This window comes from Dyella sp. SG609 (genome assembly GCF_012275375.1).
Classification (GTDB): domain Bacteria; phylum Pseudomonadota; class Gammaproteobacteria; order Xanthomonadales; family Rhodanobacteraceae; genus Dyella_D; species Dyella_D marensis.
Window position 1 is genome coordinate 554,942 of record NZ_JAAZQJ010000002.1, and the last position, 17,562, is coordinate 572,503.

At 66.6% G+C, this 17,562-nt stretch carries 15 protein-coding genes and 4 tRNA genes; 8 read left to right on the forward strand and 11 right to left on the reverse strand.

The features are described 5' to 3' along the window. Positions 1 to 32: 32 nt before the first annotated feature. The 4 genes from FHW85_RS05880 to FHW85_RS05895 form a co-directional block, all read right to left on the reverse strand. Positions 33 to 248, reverse strand: a complete 216-nt coding sequence (locus tag FHW85_RS05880) for a SlyX family protein (RefSeq protein ID WP_167255506.1) — start codon at positions 246 to 248, stop codon at positions 33 to 35. A gap of 1 nt (position 249) precedes the next feature. Further along, on the reverse strand, positions 250 to 1,587 hold the full coding sequence (locus FHW85_RS05885) for a UDP-glucose/GDP-mannose dehydrogenase family protein (RefSeq protein ID WP_168647645.1): 1,338 nt from the start codon (positions 1,585 to 1,587) through the stop codon (positions 250 to 252). A gap of 154 nt (positions 1,588 to 1,741) precedes the next feature. After that, the gene (locus FHW85_RS05890) at positions 1,742 to 2,515 is read right to left on the reverse strand and encodes an FKBP-type peptidyl-prolyl cis-trans isomerase (protein ID WP_167255510.1); all 774 of its coding nucleotides are present in this window, start codon (positions 2,513 to 2,515) and stop codon (positions 1,742 to 1,744) included. A 173-nt stretch (positions 2,516 to 2,688) separates the two neighbouring features. Then, the gene (locus tag FHW85_RS05895) at positions 2,689 to 4,455 is read right to left on the reverse strand and encodes a cation:proton antiporter (RefSeq protein WP_167255512.1); all 1,767 of its coding nucleotides are present in this window, start codon (positions 4,453 to 4,455) and stop codon (positions 2,689 to 2,691) included. Between the two features lie 191 nt (positions 4,456 to 4,646). Here FHW85_RS05895 and FHW85_RS05900 point away from each other — a divergent pair. From FHW85_RS05900 to FHW85_RS05910, 3 genes are all read left to right on the forward strand, one after another. Next, positions 4,647 to 4,722, forward strand: a tRNA-Ala gene (locus FHW85_RS05900). A gap of 16 nt (positions 4,723 to 4,738) precedes the next feature. Next, positions 4,739 to 4,814: transfer RNA gene (locus FHW85_RS05905), tRNA-Glu, on the forward strand. An 86-nt stretch (positions 4,815 to 4,900) separates the two neighbouring features. Beyond that, a tRNA-Asp gene (locus FHW85_RS05910) sits at positions 4,901 to 4,977 on the forward strand. 74 nt (positions 4,978 to 5,051) lie between these two features. On the opposite strand, the gene FHW85_RS05915 is transcribed toward FHW85_RS05910, so the two are convergent. Beyond that, positions 5,052 to 5,552, reverse strand: a complete 501-nt coding sequence (locus FHW85_RS05915) for a DUF1249 domain-containing protein (RefSeq protein WP_167255514.1) — start codon at positions 5,550 to 5,552, stop codon at positions 5,052 to 5,054. Between the two features lie 25 nt (positions 5,553 to 5,577). Then, positions 5,578 to 6,393: a pyruvate, water dikinase regulatory protein gene (locus tag FHW85_RS05920; RefSeq protein WP_167255516.1), complete on the reverse strand. Its 816-nt coding sequence runs from the start codon at positions 6,391 to 6,393 to the stop codon at positions 5,578 to 5,580. 219 nt (positions 6,394 to 6,612) lie between these two features. Here FHW85_RS05920 and ppsA point away from each other — a divergent pair, with 219 nt between their 5' ends. Continuing rightward, the gene (gene ppsA / locus FHW85_RS05925; protein ID WP_168647646.1) at positions 6,613 to 9,000 is read left to right on the forward strand and encodes a phosphoenolpyruvate synthase; all 2,388 of its coding nucleotides are present in this window, start codon (positions 6,613 to 6,615) and stop codon (positions 8,998 to 9,000) included. A 126-nt stretch (positions 9,001 to 9,126) separates the two neighbouring features. Next, entirely contained in the window at positions 9,127 to 9,801 is a 675-nt protein-coding gene (gene lepB / locus FHW85_RS05930; protein WP_168647647.1) for a signal peptidase I, read from the forward strand. Between the two features lie 5 nt (positions 9,802 to 9,806). On the opposite strand, the gene FHW85_RS05935 is transcribed toward lepB, so the two are convergent. Continuing rightward, the gene (locus FHW85_RS05935; RefSeq protein WP_168647648.1) at positions 9,807 to 10,508 is read right to left on the reverse strand and encodes a protein phosphatase 2C domain-containing protein; all 702 of its coding nucleotides are present in this window, start codon (positions 10,506 to 10,508) and stop codon (positions 9,807 to 9,809) included. A gap of 112 nt (positions 10,509 to 10,620) precedes the next feature. Between FHW85_RS05935 and FHW85_RS05940 the strand changes: the two genes are divergently transcribed. Beyond that, a tRNA-Ser gene (locus FHW85_RS05940) sits at positions 10,621 to 10,710 on the forward strand. A 507-nt stretch (positions 10,711 to 11,217) separates the two neighbouring features. Here the strand turns inward: FHW85_RS05940 and dnaQ are convergent. Genes dnaQ through FHW85_RS05955 form a run of 3 tightly spaced genes read right to left on the reverse strand, consistent with a single transcriptional unit; the run spans position 11,218 to position 13,111 of the window. Continuing rightward, a complete protein-coding gene (gene dnaQ / locus FHW85_RS05945) occupies positions 11,218 to 11,955 on the reverse strand; it encodes a DNA polymerase III subunit epsilon (protein ID WP_168647649.1) in 738 nt (245 codons plus the stop codon). Continuing rightward, on the reverse strand, positions 11,952 to 12,395 hold the full coding sequence (gene rnhA / locus FHW85_RS05950) for a ribonuclease HI (RefSeq protein WP_168647716.1): 444 nt from the start codon (positions 12,393 to 12,395) through the stop codon (positions 11,952 to 11,954). Before rnhA ends, dnaQ begins: the two co-directional genes overlap by 4 nt. A gap of 23 nt (positions 12,396 to 12,418) precedes the next feature. After that, complete coding sequence (locus tag FHW85_RS05955) at positions 12,419 to 13,111, reverse strand: methyltransferase domain-containing protein (protein WP_167255526.1); 693 nt, start codon at positions 13,109 to 13,111, stop codon at positions 12,419 to 12,421. 203 nt (positions 13,112 to 13,314) lie between these two features. Between FHW85_RS05955 and gloB the strand changes: the two genes are divergently transcribed. Then, positions 13,315 to 14,079 (forward strand): hydroxyacylglutathione hydrolase, encoded by a 765-nt coding sequence (gene gloB, locus FHW85_RS05960; protein ID WP_168647650.1) that lies wholly within the window; start codon positions 13,315 to 13,317, stop codon positions 14,077 to 14,079. Beyond that, complete coding sequence (locus FHW85_RS05965) at positions 14,076 to 15,308, forward strand: LysM peptidoglycan-binding domain-containing protein (protein ID WP_343203594.1); 1,233 nt, start codon at positions 14,076 to 14,078, stop codon at positions 15,306 to 15,308. Before gloB ends, FHW85_RS05965 begins: the two co-directional genes overlap by 4 nt. Positions 15,309 to 15,571: 263 nt before the next feature. Here FHW85_RS05965 and FHW85_RS05970 read toward each other — a convergent pair whose 3' ends face one another. After that, on the reverse strand, positions 15,572 to 17,476 hold the full coding sequence (locus tag FHW85_RS05970) for a SurA N-terminal domain-containing protein (RefSeq protein WP_167255530.1): 1,905 nt from the start codon (positions 17,474 to 17,476) through the stop codon (positions 15,572 to 15,574). Between the last annotated feature and the right edge of the window lie 86 nt (positions 17,477 to 17,562).

Consider the following 17,562-nt stretch of genomic DNA (forward strand, 5'->3'; position numbering starts at 1 on the left):
CGTGTGGATCGGAACGTGGGACTAGCGAAACATCAGTAATGCGGCGGCGGCGGCTCGCTGTGCGGGTCGTGCGACTGCGAGCTGCGCAGTGCCAGCAGCTCGTCGCGCAGGTCGCGCAGGATCTGCTCCAGCTTGAGGATGCGCTGCGCCTGCTCGGTCTCGGTGGCGACCAGGGCGTTCACCGTGTCGTCGAGAAAGGTCAGGCGCACTTCCAGTTCGGTCAGGCGTTGTTCGAGCGATACCGACACGTCACACCCTCAGGCTGCGGCCGCGGCCGATGCCGTAATAGGCCAGGCCGGCTTCCTCGACCGCGGACGGGTCGTACAGATTGCGGCCGTCGAAAATGGCCGGGCTCTTGAGCGCGGCGCGGATGCGCGCGAAATCCGGACTGCGGAACGCCTTCCACTCGGTGACGATGGCCAGCACGTCCGCGCCTTCCAGCGCCTGATAGGCGCTGTCGCACAGCACCAGATCCGCGCGGTCGCCGTAGATGCGATGGGTTTCCTCGCGCGCTTCCGGGTCGAACGCGCGCACGCTGGCGCCGGCGTCCCATAGCGCTTCCATCACGCGGCGGCTCGAGGCCTCGCGCATGTCGTCGGTGTTCGGCTTGAAGGCCAGGCCCCACAGCGCGATGGTGCGGCCCTTGAGGTCGCCGTCGAAATGGCGCGAGACCAGCTCGAACAGCTTGCCCTTCTGGTCGTTGTTCACCGACTCCACCGCGCCGAGCAGGCGCGCCGGATAGCCCACGCTGCGCGCGGTGCGTTCCAGCGCCTGCACGTCCTTGGGGAAGCAGGAGCCGCCGTAGCCGGCGCCGGGGTAGATGAAGTGATAGCCGATGCGCGGATCCGAGCCGATGCCCTGGCGCACCAGTTCCACGTCGGCGCCGACGCGCTCGGCGATGTTGGCGATCTCGTTCATGAAGCTGATCTTGGTCGCCAGCATGGCGTTCGCCGCGTACTTGGTCAGCTCGGCGGAACGCTCGTCCATCACCACCGTGCGGTCGTGGTTGCGGTTGAACGGCGCGTACAGCTTGCGCAGCACGCCCACCGCGCGCTCGCTGGAGCTGCCGATGATGATGCGGTCCGGGCGCAGGCAGTCTTCGACCGCGTCGCCCTCTTTCAGGAATTCCGGGTTGGAGACCACGTCGAAATCGACCTGGACGCCGCGCGCCGAGAGTTCGTTCGCCACCGCTTCGCGCACGCGGTCGGCGGTGCCTACCGGCACGGTGGACTTGTTCACCACCACGGCGTAGCGGTCCAGGTGCTGGCCGATGGTGCGCGCCACGCCGAGCACGTAGGTGAGGTCGGCGCTGCCGTCCTCGTCCGGCGGCGTGCCGACGGCGATGAAGAGCACCTGGCCGTGCGCGATGGCCGGCGCGGCGTCGGTGGTGAAATCCAGCTGGCCGCTGGCGTGGTTGCGCTTGACGATGGGTTCCAGGCCCGGCTCGTAGATGGGGATCTCGCCGCGCTTCAGGCGCTCGACCTTGGCCGCGTCGATATCCACGCAGACCACGTGGTTGCCCATCTCGGCCAGGCAGGCGCCGGTGACCAGGCCCACGTAACCGGTGCCGAAAATGGTGACTTTCATCGTATGCAGGGTTCCGCGATGCGTTAGACCGCAGATTCTAGCAGGGGGTCCTGCCGCATCGGACTGCCGGCTTTTCCGAAATCCATGCCGGGAAAAGCAACGGGGCGCGAATCGCTTCGCGCCCCGTGCCTGATCTGCTGCGAACCGCGGACGCTTACTTCGCGCCGCCCTGGTCGCCAGCGGCGCCGGCCGGCGTCGGGCCGGTCTTCACCAGGGTCACGTCGAAGATGATCGTCGAGTTCGGCGGGAAGCCGTTCTGCGGCTGCGCGCCATAGGCGATGTTCGACGGGATGAACAGCTTGTAGTGGCCGCCCACCTGCATCAGCTGCAGGCCTTCGCGGAAGCCCGGGATCACGCCGGAGAGCGGGATCGAGGCCGGACCGGTGCTGCCCTCGTGCTTGGACGAATCGTCGAACACTTCGCCGTTGACGAAGCTGCCGACGTAGTTCACCTGCACGGTGTCGTTCGGACCCGGACGGGCACCGGTGCCCTGGCTGATCACCTGGTACTGCAGGCCCGAGGCGGTGGTCTTCACGCCGGCGGCGGTCTTGTTCTTGGCCAGGAAGGCATCGCCGTCGGTCTTGTTCTTGGCGGCAACCTTCTCGTACTCGGCCTTGGCCTTGGTCTGCAGATTGGCGACGAACGCGTCGCGCACCTGCTTCGCTTCAGCCTCGCTCATGGTCGGCTTCTGGCCGGACAGGGCGGACTGCACAGCGCGGGCCACGGTGGCCGGATCCACTTCCTCGCGCACGAGCGGGGGCAGCTGGCTGGCCAGGTCCCAGCCGACCACGTAGCTGGCCTTGGTCTTGTCGACCGCGCCGGCCGCCGGAGCGGCGGTCTTGGCGGCCTGGGCGTGCGCGCCGGCGGTGAGGCCCAGCGCAACCGCCAGGGCGGCGGCCGTCAGCGTGGGACGCAAGAATTGCTTCATTTGAAACTCCCTCGTTTTTGGATGTCCCGGTGCTCACCGGACGGGCCTCCCGGATGGAGGCAGCGCCACGCATTGTGAGGCGCCTTACCGGTCTTAGCAACGATGTCGAATGTCGACCATCAGGCCATATAAAGGTTCAAAGCACGTGACATCGTGGCATTTTGCGATTTTCTTCACGAATGCCCGTTCGGCCGGCCGTCGCGTTCCAGCGTGTCGCGCAGCGCCGCCTGCAGGCGCGCGTGCACCTGGACCAGTACACGCCATAGCAGCCAAGTCAGCGCCAGGCCGACCAGAACCAGCACCAGCGCCACTTCCCGCGGCGGCAGGATGGTCGAGGCCAGGGCCGCCACCAGCAGGCCGAGCACCCACATCGCGGCCAGCGGCACGATGCGTGCCAATACGGAGCGGATCTTGACGTTGAGCGCGCCGCCGAGCCGCTCCGGAATGCTCAGCTCCGCCAGCAGCATGCCCAGCGCCGCGGCCTTGCGGTACGCCGCCACGATCATCGGCAGCGACAGCAGCGCGGCGACCGACCAGGCCAGCGTGCGCTCGGTGAGCGGACGCTGGTTCAACCATTCCCAATGGAAAAACTGCCGGCGATACAGATAGGCCATGATCAGGAACACGGCCACCACCAGCATCATGTTGATGAGCACGTGCCACACCAGGCGGCGGATCATCTTCATCACGATCGCGCCCTGCCCGCTCAGGCTCACATTGCCCATCCAGTCGGTGTACGCGCCGAACATGCCGCTGACACCGGCGGGCATGCGCCGCCCGAGGAAACCCGCCAGCGGATCGGCGCCGCGGATCAGGTACGGCGTAAGAAAGGTGGTAATGGCCGACACCGCCACCGCGACCGGATACAGAAAACTGCTGGTCACCTTCAAGGTCAGGCCGAGCGAGGCGATCACGAACGAGAACTCGCCGATCTGCGCCAGCCCCATGCCCACCCGCAGCGAGGTGCGCCCGCCGTTGCCGGCGACGAAGGTGCCGAAGCTGCAGGTGATCACCTTGCCCAGCACCACCACGATGGTGACCACGGTGATCGGCAGCGCGTACTGCTTCAGCAGCGCCGGATCGATCAGCATGCCGATGGCGACGAAGAACACCGCGCTGAACATGTCGCGCACCGGGGTGATGATGCGCTCCACCCGCGCCACGCTGTCCGATTCGCCCACGATCGCGCCGATCAGGAAGGCGCCCAGCGCGATGCTGTAGCCCATTTCCGTCACCAGCAGGCAGAAGCCGAAGCACAGGCCCAGCACCGCCACCAGCAGCACGTCGTCGCGCGCCACCCGCGCGATGTAGTCGACCACCCGCGGCACCAGCAGCAGGCCCACCACCAGCGATACCACCATGAACAGCATCAGGCGCCCGACCGCTTCCATCGCCTGGCCCGCTTCCAGGTCGCCGGTGCTGGCGATGCCGGTGAGCAGCGCCATCAGCACCACGGCGAGCACGTCCTCGATGATGAGGATGCCGAAGATCAGCTGCGCGAAGCGTTCGCGCTTGAGGTCGAGGTCGTCCAGCGCCTTCATGATGATGGTGGTGGAGGAGATCGACAGCATCGCGCCCAGGAACATCGAGTCCATCGGCGTCCAGCCGAAGAAGCGGCCGATCTCGTAGCCGATCCACACCATCAGCACGATCTCGCACAGCGCCGCCACCAGCGCCGCGCCGCCTACCGCCCTGAGCTTCTTGAGGCTGAATTCCAGGCCCAGCGCGAACAGCAGCAGGATCATGCCCAGCTCGGACAGCGTGCGGATGGTGTCTTCGTCGTGGATGAAGATCACCGGCGAGGTATACGGCCCCACCAGCACGCCCGCGATGATGTAGCCGAGCACCACCGGCTGGCGCAGGCGCTGGAAGATCACCGTGGTGAGGCCGGCGACCAGCATCACCGTGGCGAGATCCTGGATGAAGTGCAGATCGTGCATGGGCGCTTCCGTGTCGAGTCATCGCAAGACTACACGGAGGTGTCGGAAGCGCGGCTTCACGCCCTCCACGCTCGCTTGCTCGCCGCCCCGACGCAGGACTGACACGCCGCGCGAACATTTGTGAAAATTTTTGTTCGCGGATGCTTGACGAAACCCCGATCCCTATCTATTCTTTCGGGCTCCACAGCAGTGGGGCCATAGCTCAGCTGGGAGAGCGCCTGCATGGCATGCAGGAGGTCGGCGGTTCGATCCCGCCTGGCTCCACCAATAAATTTTAGATTACGTCCCCATCGTCTAGAGGCCTAGGACATCACCCTTTCACGGTGGCGACCGGGGTTCGAATCCCCGTGGGGACGCCAATCCAAGCCGCTACTTTAAAGAGTGACGGTGCAGGTTGGGAATCAGGGGCCTCTTGGTTTTACTGGTTTCAGCTGTTCGAAAATGCGGAGCGGTAGTTCAGTCGGTTAGAATGCTGGCCTGTCACGCCGGAGGTCGCGGGTTCGAGTCCCGTCCGCTCCGCCACTTTTCCAAGGAACCCGCCTGGCGCGGGTTTTTTGTTGCGCGCGATTCCGCGCCCTCTTCCACCCCCGGCGAACCTACAGCTCGTGCCCCGGCGGCAAGTCCACCGGCTTGTGCTGCGCCAGCGGCTCCAGCGTGCCGCGCGAATGCCCCTGCTCGGCCAGGTACTCCAGCCAGCGCGAGAGGAAGCCGTTCATGCGCAGGCGATGCTGCAGCACCGTGTGCGCCGGCGGAAACGGCCCCAGCACCTGCCACAGATGGCGGCCCGGATGGCAATGCAGCGCCTCGGCCACGTGCGCGTCGGTGTACATGCGCAGCTGCGCCGACGGCGACGGCTGCCCGGTGTTGGCATCGAGGAAGTCGTAGGTCAGTTCCAGTTCCAGCGTATAGGGATGGCGTTCCTGCACCTGCAGGCGCACGTCCAGCCCGTCGTCCACGCTCGACACATAGAAGCCCGGCGCCAGTTCATGCGGTGCGAACAGGTGCGCCAGGCGATGGTAGTTCTCCGCATACAGTCCCATCAGGAAGCCGAAGCGATCCGGCAGCAGGGACTGGCGACTGTCCAGCACGGCACTCATAAGGACCTTGGGTACTCCTTCGAAGTCAGAACATGGTCCGCTCGATACCGAAGCGGTCAAGGATCTTGCTGGCGATTTCCTCGATCGACGTATGCGTGGTGTTGAGGCTGGGGATGCTTTCCCGCCGCATCAGCTTCTCGGCCTGCTCCAACTCCCAGCGGCACTGCTGCAGGGTCGCATACCGGCTGCCGGCGCGCCGCTGCTCGCGGATCTGCGCCAGGCGCTGCGGGTCGATGGTCAGGCCGAACAGCCGGTCCCGGTAGGGACGCAGCCGCACCGGAAGCTCCAGCTTGTCCAGGTCGTCGTCGGTGAGGGGGTAGTTGGCGGCGCTCACCCCGTAATGCAAGGCCATGTACAGGCAGGTCGGCGTCTTGCCCGAGCGGGATACGCCGACCAGGATCAGGTCGGCCTGGGCATAGTCCACGTCGATGCCGTCGTCGTGGGACAAGGCGTAGTTGGTGGCATTGATGCGCGCCTCGTACTTGTCGAAGTCCACCATGCCGTGCGAGCGGTTCACCGCACCCGAGCGCTTGGCGCCCAGCTCGTCTTCCAGCGTGCCGATGAACGGCGCGAACACGTCCAGCATCAGCGCCCCGCTCGCCGCCACTATCTCGCACAGGTCGCGCGAGGCCATGGTGTTGACCACGATCGGCCGCTCGCCACTTTGGGCGAAGCGCGTCTTGATGCGCAGCGCGGCGGCCTCCGCTTTTTGCGCGTCGTCCACGAACGGCAGGCGATGCTTGTCGAATTGCACGCCCTCGAACTGGGCCAGGATGCTGTTGCCGATCGTCTCCGCTGTAATACCAGTGGAATCGGAGATGTAAAAAACGGTACGCCGCATACCAGTTCCGCCGGGCCTGCAAAAGTTGGGCGCCACCTTAGCGCAAGCACGAATCCCTGTCTTTGCTTGACCCTCGCCTGACTGGTATGCAGTTGGCGCGGCAGTGGGCGGCAATGGTCTTCTTGTGCCGTGCACCATCGGCGGCGGACAATACCAGTTCTTTGCGGCCGATTTTTGGCTGCTCCAGGCCTACCCCTACGAGCTCTTGAGGAGACTCCCTTGAACGATCTGGTGCTTTGGCTCGACTCGCTGCGCATGACCGACCTGGGCAAGGTCGGCGGCAAGAACGCGTCGCTCGGCGAGATGATCGGCAACCTGGCCAAGCTCGGGGTATCCGTGCCCGGCGGCTTCGCCACCACCGCCGACGCGTTCCAGCAGTACCTGGACAAGAGCGGCGTGGCCAAGCGCATCCAGGCGCGCCTGACCGGCCTGGATGTCGACGACGTCGACGCGCTCATCGCCGCCGGCAAGGAAATCCGCGAGTGGGTCACCGAGACGCCGCTGCCGGCGGACCTGGACCAGGCCATCCGCGAGGCCTACGCCAAGCTTTGCAAGGACGCCGGCGCCGACGACATCGCCGTGGCCGTGCGCTCCTCCGCCACCGCCGAAGACCTGCCCGACGCCTCGTTCGCCGGCCAGCAGGAAACCTTCCTCAACGTGGTCGGCATCGACGACGTGCTGCACAAGGTGAAGGAAGTCTTCGCCTCGCTCTACAACGACCGCGCCATCGCCTACCGCGTGCACCAGGGCTTCAAGCACGAGGACGTGTTCCTCTCGGCTGGCGTGCAGCTGATGGTGCGCTCGGACGTCGGCGCCTCCGGCGTGCTGTTCACCCTGGACACCGAATCGGGCTTCCGCGACGTGGTCTTCGTCACCGGTTCCTACGGCCTGGGCGAGATGGTCGTGCAGGGCGCGGTCAATCCGGACGAGTTCTACGTGTTCAAGCCCACCCTCAAGCAGGGCAAGCCGGCCGTGCTGCGACGCCAGCTCGGCGCCAAGCAGCTGCGCATGGTGTATTCGTCCGCGCCGGGCGAGCGCGTCAAGACCGAGCCGACGCCGGACGAGCTGCGCAACCGCTTCTGCATCAGCGACGCCGACGTGGAAGAGCTGTCCCGGCAGGCGCTGATCATCGAGCAGCACTACGGCCGCCCGATGGACATCGAATGGGCCAAGGACGGCAACACCGGCAAGCTCTACATCGTGCAGGCCCGCCCGGAGACGGTGAAGTCGCGCGCGCACGCCACCCAGCTGGAGCGCTTCCACCTCGGCGAGAAGGGCAAGGTGCTGGCCGAGGGCCGCGCCATCGGCCAGAAGATCGGCGCCGGCAAGGCGCGCGTGGTGCGCAGCCTCGCCGACATGAACAAGGTGCAGCCCGGCGACGTGCTGGTGGCCGACATGACCGACCCCGACTGGGAGCCGGTGATGAAGCGCGCCTCCGCCATCGTCACCAACCGCGGCGGCCGCACCTGCCACGCGGCGATCATCGCGCGCGAGCTGGGCGTGCCCGCCGTGGTGGGCACCGGCAATGCGCTGGAAAAGATTCCCGACGGCGCCGACGTCACCGTGTCCTGCGCCGAAGGCGACACCGGCACCATCTACGAAGGCATCCTCAAGTTCGACCGCGTCACCGCGGATCTGGGCGCCATGCCCGAGGCGCCGCTGAAGATCATGATGAACGTGGCCAACCCCGAGCGCGCCTTCGACTTCGGCCTGCTGCCGAACGCCGGCATCGGCCTGGCCCGCCTGGAAATGATCATCGCCAGCCATATCGGCGTGCATCCGAAGGCGCTGCTGGAATACGCCAAGCAGGACGCCGCCACCAAGGCGAAGATCGACGAGCGCATCGCCGGCTACGCCGACCCGGTGTCGTTCTACGTCGACCGCCTGGCCGAAGGCATCGCCACCATCGCCGCCTCGGTGTTCCCCAAGCCCGTGATCGTGCGCCTGTCCGACTTCAAGTCGAACGAATACGCCAACCTGCTCGGCGGCTCGCGCTACGAGCCGCACGAAGAGAACCCGATGATCGGCTACCGCGGCGCCAGCCGCTATGTCGACACCGGCTTCGCCGAGTCGTTCGCGCTGGAGTGCAAGGCGGTCAAGCGCGTGCGCGAAGTGATGGGCCTGGACAACGTGTGGGTGATGATCCCGTTCGTGCGCACCCTGGGCGAAGGCCGCAAGGTGGTCGAGGTGCTGGCAAAGAATGGCCTCAAGCAGGGCGCCAGCGCGCACGGCGAAGAGGCGCTGAAGATCATCATGATGTGCGAGGTGCCGTCCAACGCGCTGCTCGCCGATGAGTTCCTGGACATCTTCGACGGCTTCTCGATCGGCTCCAACGACCTCACCCAGCTCACCCTGGGCCTGGACCGCGATTCCAGCATCGTCGCCAGCCTGTTCGACGAACGCGACCCGGCGGTGAAGAAGCTGCTGGCGATGGCGATCAAGACCGCGCGCGACAAGGGCAAGTACGTCGGCATCTGCGGCCAGGGTCCGTCGGACCATCCGGACCTGGCCGAGTGGCTGATGGATCAGGGCATCGAGTCGGTGTCGCTCAATCCGGACACCGTGGTGGACACCTGGCTGCGCCTGGCGAAGAAGAAAGCCGGCTGAGCACGGTTTGCGGCAGGACCTTGAAAGGGACGGTGGCGATCACCGTCCCTTTTTTTGTCCGGAACTTCGCCGCCCGGCGCCGGTCTTCCCGCTTGGCGCCTATCGCCTCATGCCAGGGGAACGGGAATGGAACGGCTGAAGCAATGCCTCGCGAGAAACCGCGGCTTTATCGTTTTCATGTTCTGCATGCTGGTGTTCCGCAGCGCGGTGGCGGACTGGAATGTCGTGCCCACCGGCTCGATGCAGCCGACGATACGCATCGGCGACCGCATCGTGGTGGACAAGGCGGCGTATGACATCCGGCTGCCGTTTACGCATGTGTCGCTGCTGCATCGGGGCGATCCTGCACGAGGCGACATCGTGGTGCTGGAATCGGACAAGGCCGGCGAGCGGCTGGTGAAGCGGGTGGTCGGCGTGCCGGGCGACGTGGTTGCGCTGCGCGGCAACCGGCTTTACGTCAACGGGCGGTTTGCGGATTACCGGCCGATGCATGTCGATGGCATCGGCGACGATGCGTGGGATCCGGCGATCTATGTCGCGGAAAATGTCGATGGACGCAGCCATGCGGTGCGCTGGTCGCAATACAACGCGAGCGCGGATCGCAACTTCGGGCCGGTGACCGTGCCGCCGCATCAGTATCTGATGATGGGCGACAACCGCGACAACAGCCGGGATTCGCGTTACTACGGCTTCTTTCCGCGCAACGAGATCACGGGAAGAGCGACGCGCGTGGCGATATCGCTCGATCCGGATCATCACTATCTGCCGCGTAGCGGGCGGTATTGGGCCAGGCTGGAATAGCCCGCTCAATTGGTCCGGGCGAGAATCACCGTGATGTTGTCGCTGCCGCCGGCTTCCAGCGCCGCAAGCAGGAGGTGATCCACACATTCCTGCGCGGCGAGATCGCGCCGCTCCACGATGCCGGCGATCACGGCATCGCTCACTTCCTCGGTCAAGCCATCGCTGCACAGCAGAAACGCCATGCCCGGCTCGAGCTTGCCCCGCGCCAGACCGATATGCAGCTGATCCACCGCGGTGATGCCGAGCGCCTGGGTGATGACGTTGCGCTGCGGATGGCGTGCGGCCTGGGCCGGATCGAGCGTGCCGGCCGCGACCAGTTCCTGCACCAGCGAGTGGTCGTGGCTGATCTGCTTCAGCCCGTTCTTCCACAGATAGATGCGGCTGTCGCCCACCCAGGCCACTTCGTAGTTGCCCGGGCTCAGCCGCAGCGCCGCGATGGTGGTGCCCATCGGCAACGCATCGCGATAGCCGCGCGCCTGCGCCATCAAGCGTTCGTCCGCGCCCTTGATCGCTTCGACCAGGCTGTGGCCACGGGTCACCAGGTCGGCCACTGCATCGCGCACCAGGGCCGAAGCCACTTCGCCATGCTGATGCCCACCCATGCCGTCGGCGACCAGGAACAGGCCCTGCCCCGCGTCGGCGTAATAGGTGTCCTCGTTGCGCGCACGCCGCAGGCCGACGTGGGTGCCGTGTCCAAACTCGATCATGGGCATCCGGAAAAAAAGTCTGCGCGGAGCATGCCCCATGACCAGGGAGTTGTCACGATGAACCGCCTGGCGTATGATCGCCGGCTCGCGCGGACCACCGTGTGACCCCTTTGGAGAGGTGGCAGAGTGGTCGAATGTACCTGACTCGAAATCAGGCGTACGTGTAAGCGTACCGTGGGTTCGAATCCCACCCTCTCCGCCAGATACGCAAAACGCCCCGCAAGGGGCGTTTTGCGTATCTGGCGGAGAGGGTGGGTGGAGAGAACCGGTTGCTCGGCAAGCCGAGCAACCGGTTCGACAAATTTGTCAGGAACAAATTTGGACAGCCGCAGGCTGGCCCCGCAGCGCGCAGCGCGAAGGGGTTCGGCCCATGGATGGGCCGAACAATCCCACCTTCCCCACCGAAGCGCGCCCTCCATCGAAGCCAAACAAAAAACGTCCCTTCCGGGGCGTTTTGCGTATCTGGCGGAGAGGGTTGGTATAGAGAACCGGTGACTCGGCAAGCCGAGTCACCGGTTCGACGAATTCGCCGGGAGCGAATTCGGACAGCCGCAGGCTGGCCCCGCAGCGCGCAGCGCGAAGGGGTTCGGCCCATGGATGGGCCGAACAATCCCACCCCTCCCAACCGAAGCACGCGCCCTATCGAAGCCAAACAAAAACGCCCCTTCCGGGGCGTTTTGCAGACCCAGCCGTGCGCAACAAGCAACCCTCAAGAAGCCACCACCTCCCCCACCACCGCTTCCTCTTTGCGCCAGATGCTCACCCCACCCGCACTCTTGTCCAGCGCGTCCAGCCGCAGCTCATGCGCCGCCACTTCGTCGGCATTCGCACGCAACACCTTCGGCCGCCGGCTAAGCACCGCCGGCAGGATCACCTGCGCGGCGCCCTGCTGCTCCGGCGCGCTCTCGAACGCCAGGTCCAGCGCGACCTGCCCCGAGGTCATGGCCAGGTAGACCTCGGCCAGCAGCTGGGAGTCGATCAGGCCGCCGTGCAGGTCGCGGGCGGAGTTATCCACGCCCAAGCGCTTGCACAGCGCGTCCAGGCTGTTGCGCTGGCCGGGGAAACGCTCGCGCGCCATTGCCAGGGTGTCGATCACCGGGCAGCGATCGGTAATGCGGCCGTAGTTGCCGTCAAGGCGAGCCAGTTCGGCGTCGAGGAAGCCCAGGTCGAAGCTCGCGTTATGGATGATCAGCTCAGCCCCATCGATAAAGGCCAGAAACTCACCGACCACATCGGCAAACCGCGGCTTATCGAGCAGGAACTCATCCTCGATACCGGTGACCTGCTTCGCACCCTCGTCAATCAACCGATCCGGATTGAGATACGTCTGGTAATGGCGCCCGGTAGGACGGCGCTCGACCATCTCGATGCACGCGATTTCGATCAGGCGATGCCCCTGGCGGACTTCAAGACCGGTGGTTTCGGTATCGAGGACGATCTGCCTCATCGCGTGCTCCTGTACTGCTCGGCCTGTTCGCGCGCGGCCACGTCGACGCGCTCGTTCTCCACATGGCCATTATGGCCGCGCACCCATTGCCAGCGCAGCTGATGCGTCGCGGTGGCAGTGGCAAGCCGCTGCCACAGGTCCTGGTTCTTCACCGGCTTCTTGTCGGCGGTCTTCCAGCCGTTGGCGCGCCACTTCGGCACCCATTCCTCGATGCCTTGCATGACGTAGCGCGAGTCGGTGGTGAGCGTCACCTTGCACGGGCGCGTCAGCGCCTCCAGCGCGGCGATCGCGGCCATCAGCTCCATGCGATTGTTGGTGGTGTCCGGCTCACCGCCTGCGATCAGGCGTTCGGTCCCCCTCGCGCGCAGCAGGGCGGCCCAGCCGCCCGGCCCCGGATTGCCGAGGCATGCGCCGTCGGTAAAAGCTTCCACTTCGGTCATCGTTACCTGCAATGGTTCGTCAGTCATGCGTCGGACGGGGCGCCGCGCCGCGCCCCGGGCGCCAGTTTCACGTTCACCGGCGCGGGTACCAGCGCCGGCTTCAATTTCGGCAGGATCGCCACCCGGCGGTTCTTGCGTGCGATCAGCACATACGCGCCACCCAGCGGATGCACGCCGCGGGCCTTGGCGCCGGCGTTGGGCCAGACATGCCCCACCCGCTCGACGCGTTCGATCTCCAGCTCTCCTGCCCTGACCCAGCGCTCCAGCGTCAGCGGCGAGGTGATCGCCGGCATGGTGGTATGGCGGCGCTGCCAGTACACCCAGGGCAGCCAGGCGCTGAGCGGATGCAGGCCGGTCACCGCCAGCACGCCGCCCGGCGCCAGCACGCGGCAGGCTTCCTGCAGCAGGGACTGCGGCACCGGCGCCACTTCCATCGCATGGCGCAGCAGCACCAGCCCGAAGGCGTCGTCGGCGAACGGCAGGGGCTCGTCGGCCCTGGCCTTCACGTCGCCCTGGTAACGCTTGCCGACCAGGCGCATGCGCGTCCAGTAGCCCAGCAAAGGCAGCACCGGCGGATGGTCGTGCGACAGCGCGGACAGCAGCAGCGCATGCGACCCCGCGCAGCGCTGCAGCAGCGGCGCCATGGCGGCGGCTTCCTCCGCCAGCAGGTGGCGTAGGTGCGCACTGGCGTAGATGTCGGGGTCGCGCTGCAGCATGAGATCGGGGCCAACGGTCAGGCGGAGAGTGTAAACGCTGCCCCTGCTCACATGGGTGCCGCCTACTCCGGCACAAGACTGAACACGCCGGCCCCGGTTAACGCCCGGCTAACGAGCAACCCTCCCGCCCGCTTTATAGTCCCGCACTTCGCGCAAGCCCGGATGCCTGCGCCAGTCGATACGAAAACGCAGTGGAGTCCCCCTTGCACGTCGTACCGCTACCGGCGCTAGCCGACAATTACATCTGGTTGCTGTACGACGATGCCGGCGACGCGATCGCGGTCGACCCCGGCGAAGCCGCTCCCGTGGAAGCCGCGCTCGCCGAGCGCGGACTGCGCCTGCGCGCGCTGCTGCTCACGCATCACCATAACGACCATATCGGCGGCGTCGGCGAATTGCTGGCGCGCCATCCGGTGCCGGTGTACGCGCCGCACGACGAGCGCATCGGCCACGTCACGCAGCGCGTGGCCGATGGCGACACCGTGCATATCGCGCAGCCGGCGGCGCAGTTCCGCGTGCTGGAGATTCCCGGCCATACCCGCAGCCATATCGCCTACGTGGGCAATGGCGTGCTGCTGTGCGGCGACACGCTGTTCAGCATGGGCTGCGGCCGTATGTTCGAAGGCACGCCGCAGCAGATGCTGGCCTCGCTGGACCGCCTGGCCGACCTGCCCGGCGACCTGAAGGTCTGCTGCGCGCACGAATACACCGCCGCGAACGGGCGCTTCGCGCAGACGGTGGAACCGGCCAACCCGGCACTGGCGCAGCGCATCGAACAGGTCCGCGCCCTGCGCGAGCGCGCGCAGCCCACGCTGCCGGTGGCGCTCGCCACCGAGCGCGCCACCAACCCTTTCCTGCGCGTCGACAGCGACGCCGTGGCGCAATGGTGTACGCGCCACGGCGCCGGCAACGACCGCGTTTCGCGCTTCGCCGCTTTGCGCGCCGCCAAGGATGAGTTCCGCGCATGACACGTCCCAGTCTCCGCCTTCTTCCCGCTTCGCTCGCGCTCTGCCTGGCCGCCTGCGCCAGCGGTCCGCAGCAGCAGGCACCGGCAAGCACCGCCGGCGCGCCGCGCGTGGTCAAGCCATCCGGCAAGCCCGCGGTGGACAACGTCGCCAGCCGCGTCGACGCACCCGCCGCGCCGCAGGACAGCGGCAATGTGTGGGACCAGCTGCGCGGCAGCTTCCAGATGGCCGACTGCGATGCGGACCCGGCGATCATGGACTGGGCCCGGCGTTACACGCAGAACCCTTCCGCCTTCGAAGCGCAGATGCGCGACGTGATGCCGCGCCTGATGTACGTGCAGCAGATCGCCGCCAGGCATGGCGTGGCCGGCGAGTTCGCCCTGCTGCCGTGGGTGGAAAGCCATTACCGCCCGGTGCCCGGCGTGAAGGGCAATCCGGCCGGCATGTGGCAGATCATGCCGGTGACGGCCAATGCGCTGGGCATGCGCGTGGACAAGAATTTCGACGGCCGCCTGGACATGCCCGCTGCCACCGACGCCATCATGGCCCTGCTCAAGCGCTATCACGACGATCTCGGCGACTGGCGCATGGCCGACTACGCCTTCAATGCCGGCGAGTTCGCCGTGCGCGGCATGGTCAGCCGCTACGGCATGCCCGGCGAGGAGCCGGCGATTCCCAAGATGCCGGTCAAGCGCGTCACGCGCGAACACCTGGCCAAGCTGCTGGCCATTTCCTGCGTGGTGCGCGAACCGCAGCGCTTCCATGTGGAACTGCCGCTGATCGCGCCGGAACAGCAGCTGGTGTCGGTGGACCTGGACCGCTCGATGCCGCTGGCGCAGGCGGCCAATCACGCCGGCATGTCGGTGGATGAACTGAAGAACCTCAACGCCGGTTTCCGCAACGGCTATGTCGACAAGCGCGCGGCTTCCTATCTGGTGATGCCGAGCGGCCGCGTCGAGCAGTTCCGCAATTCGCTGCTGCAGAACGGCAACAACCTCGCCAGCGCGGACAGCAATGACAACCGCCTGGCCGCGGCGGCGAACGGCCCTTCCGCCGCGCAGGACGACAGCGCCGCCGCTTCTTCGCGCACGCATACGGTCAAGGCCGGCGAAACGCTGTGGAACATCGCGCGCCACTATTCGCTGGACGTCAACCAGATCAAGCGCTGGAACGGGCTGCAGAGCTCCACGCTGCGGCTGGGCCAGGTGCTGAAGCTCAGCGCGCAGGGCTGACCGGCCGCGCAACGCGCCAGACTGGCGTCGCGCCATGGCGCGCCCGCGCGGCGCGTCCGCTGATGGCGGACGCGGCGGCGCCATCCTCACGCTCGGTTATCGGTGCATGACCGCAATACCGGAGCCCCTGGCGGTATCGCGGCATCGGACTGTGACGCCACCGGATTGCGGCCTGCGCCGGAATGACGGCAATGGGTGCCATCGTGGCCGGAAACAAAAAAGGCGGCCTCACGGCCGCCTTTTCCGTTGCGCTGCCAGGTCGCTTACATGCGATCCGTAGCGACCTTGATCTCGGTCTTCGCCTTCAGCGCGTCGATGAACTCCTGCGTCGCCGAGGCGCCGTACACGCGCGCCATCTGCTGGCGCAGCATGTCGCGCTGCTGGGCCGGCAGCTTGGACAGGTCGGCGTCCTGCACCTTGTCCAGCGCCACCAGGTCGTAGGAGCCGTCCAGCTGCGCCACGCTGGTGAACTGCGGCTTGCCCGGCGCGGGATGCGGCAGCTTGAACGCGGCGTCCAGCAGCTCCGGCGCCACGTCGGCCGAGCCGCGGGTGGCTTCGGCGGAAGTCTTCAGCGGCGCGCCGACCGAGGCGGCCACGGCGGCGATGTCCTCGCCCTTCTGCAGGCGGGCCAGCAGCTCGTCGGACTTGGCCTTGGCGGCGGCGGCGACGCGCTCGTCCAGGATCTTCTGGCGCACGGTGTCGCGCACCTCGGCCAGCGGCTTGACCGCGGCGGAGACGTGCTTGTCGACGTGGATCACCACGGCGTGGTCGTTGCCCAGGTCGATCAGGCCGGAATTGTTGCCCTGCGCCAGCACGTCGTCGGCGAATGCGGCCTGCGCTACCTTCGGGTTGGCGGCAATGCCCGCCCCGCCCTGGCGCGCGAACAGCTCGGTGGTCTTGATCGGCAGGCCCAGCGCCTGCGCGGCGGGTTCCAGCGAACCGGGGTTCTGGTAAGCGCTGTCGGTGAGCTTGCCGGCGATCTCGTTGTACTTGCGGTCGCGGTCGCCGGTGAGCGCTTCCTTCACCAGCTGCTCGCGCACCTCGGCGAACGGCTTGGGCTGGCCGTTGCGCACGTCGCGCAGCCACAGCACGTGATAGCCCTCGTCGGACAGCACGGGCTTGGACACCTGGCCCTTCTGCAGCTTGAACAGCGCCTCGTCGAAGGCGGGGTTGGCCACGCCCTTCTCCAGCCAGCCGAGATCGCCGCCGGTGCGCTTGGAACCCAGGTCGTCTGAGGACTGCCCGGCCAGCTTGGCGAAGTTGTCCGGCGTCGCTTCGCCGGCCAGCTGCTCGGCCTTGGCCAGCGCGGCCTTCTGCTGCTCCGGCGAGGCGTTCTTCGGCACGTTCACCAGGATGTGCGAGACCAGGCGCTGCTCCGGCATCATGAAGCGCTGCTTGCCTTCCTCGTAGCGCTTCTTGAGGTCGTCCTCGCTGGGCTGGGTGTCCAGCTTCAGGTCGTCGCCGCTGACTTCGATGTACTTCACCGAGACCTGCTCGGGATTCATGAAGTCGCCCTGGTGCGACTTGTAGTAGGCGTCGATCTGCGCGTCGTCGACCTTGACGTCGGTCAGCGCCGGGCGCGGCAGCGCGAAGTAGCGCAGGTCGCGGCGCTGCATGCTCAGGTTGAGGTAGCGGTCGATGTCGGCGTCGGTGACCAGGGTGGACGCGGTGATCGCGTCGGGCAGCTGGGCGACGTCGAGCTCGTTGCGCAGCTCCGCCTCGAACTGGCCGGGCGTGCGGCCCATGCCGGCGAGGAAGGCGCGGTACAGGCCGGCGTCGAACTTGCCGTTCTGCTGCAGGCCCGGGAAAGCCATGATGGCGTCGCGCAGCTGCTGGTCGGAGATGCGCATGCCCATCTTCTCGGCGGCATCCACCAGCAGGCGCTGGTCGATCATCGCGTTGACCACGCGCAGCTTGTTCTCCGGCTTCTCGAACGCGGCGGGGTCGAACTGCTCGCCCTGCTGCTGGACCATCTGCTGGCGCAGGTTGTTCATGCGCTGCTGGAAGTCCTGCTGGGAGATCTCATGCTTGCCCACCTTCGCCACGAAGGTCTCGGTGTGCGACATGAAATACGACTCGATGCCGAAGAACGAGATGGCGAAGACACAGATGCCGAGGATGATGATCGACGGCCAGCCGTGCAGCTTGGTACGTAGTGCCTGCAACATGGGAATCTTCCCGTCAGGGTTGATCGAGTGCGCCCGACCCGGCGCGGTCCATAAAAAGCAAGGGCGCCACGCGGGCGCCCTTGCGA

Excerpts from the sequence above, each read along its gene's own strand:
- FHW85_RS05890 (WP_167255510.1), bottom strand. The coding sequence starts at position 2,515 with ATGAAGCAATTCTTGCGTCCCACGCTGACGGCCGCCGCCCTGGCGGTT.
- lepB (WP_168647647.1), top strand. The coding sequence starts at position 9,127 with ATGGAACGGCTGAAGCAATGCCTCGCGAGAAACCGCGGCTTTATCGTT.
- rnhA (WP_168647716.1), bottom strand. The coding sequence starts at position 12,395 with ATGACCGAAGTGGAAGCTTTTACCGACGGCGCATGCCTCGGCAATCCG.
- dnaQ (WP_168647649.1), bottom strand. The coding sequence starts at position 11,955 with ATGAGGCAGATCGTCCTCGATACCGAAACCACCGGTCTTGAAGTCCGC.
- FHW85_RS05915 (WP_167255514.1), bottom strand. The coding sequence starts at position 5,552 with ATGAGTGCCGTGCTGGACAGTCGCCAGTCCCTGCTGCCGGATCGCTTC.
- FHW85_RS05965 (WP_343203594.1), top strand. The coding sequence starts at position 14,076 with ATGACACGTCCCAGTCTCCGCCTTCTTCCCGCTTCGCTCGCGCTCTGC.
- FHW85_RS05935 (WP_168647648.1), bottom strand. The coding sequence starts at position 10,508 with ATGATCGAGTTTGGACACGGCACCCACGTCGGCCTGCGGCGTGCGCGC.
- FHW85_RS05885 (WP_168647645.1), bottom strand. The coding sequence starts at position 1,587 with ATGAAAGTCACCATTTTCGGCACCGGTTACGTGGGCCTGGTCACCGGC.
- FHW85_RS05920 (WP_167255516.1), bottom strand. The coding sequence starts at position 6,393 with ATGCGGCGTACCGTTTTTTACATCTCCGATTCCACTGGTATTACAGCG.
- FHW85_RS05955 (WP_167255526.1), bottom strand. The coding sequence starts at position 13,111 with ATGCTGCAGCGCGACCCCGACATCTACGCCAGTGCGCACCTACGCCAC.
- FHW85_RS05970 (WP_167255530.1), bottom strand. The coding sequence starts at position 17,476 with ATGTTGCAGGCACTACGTACCAAGCTGCACGGCTGGCCGTCGATCATC.
- FHW85_RS05895 (WP_167255512.1), bottom strand. The coding sequence starts at position 4,455 with ATGCACGATCTGCACTTCATCCAGGATCTCGCCACGGTGATGCTGGTC.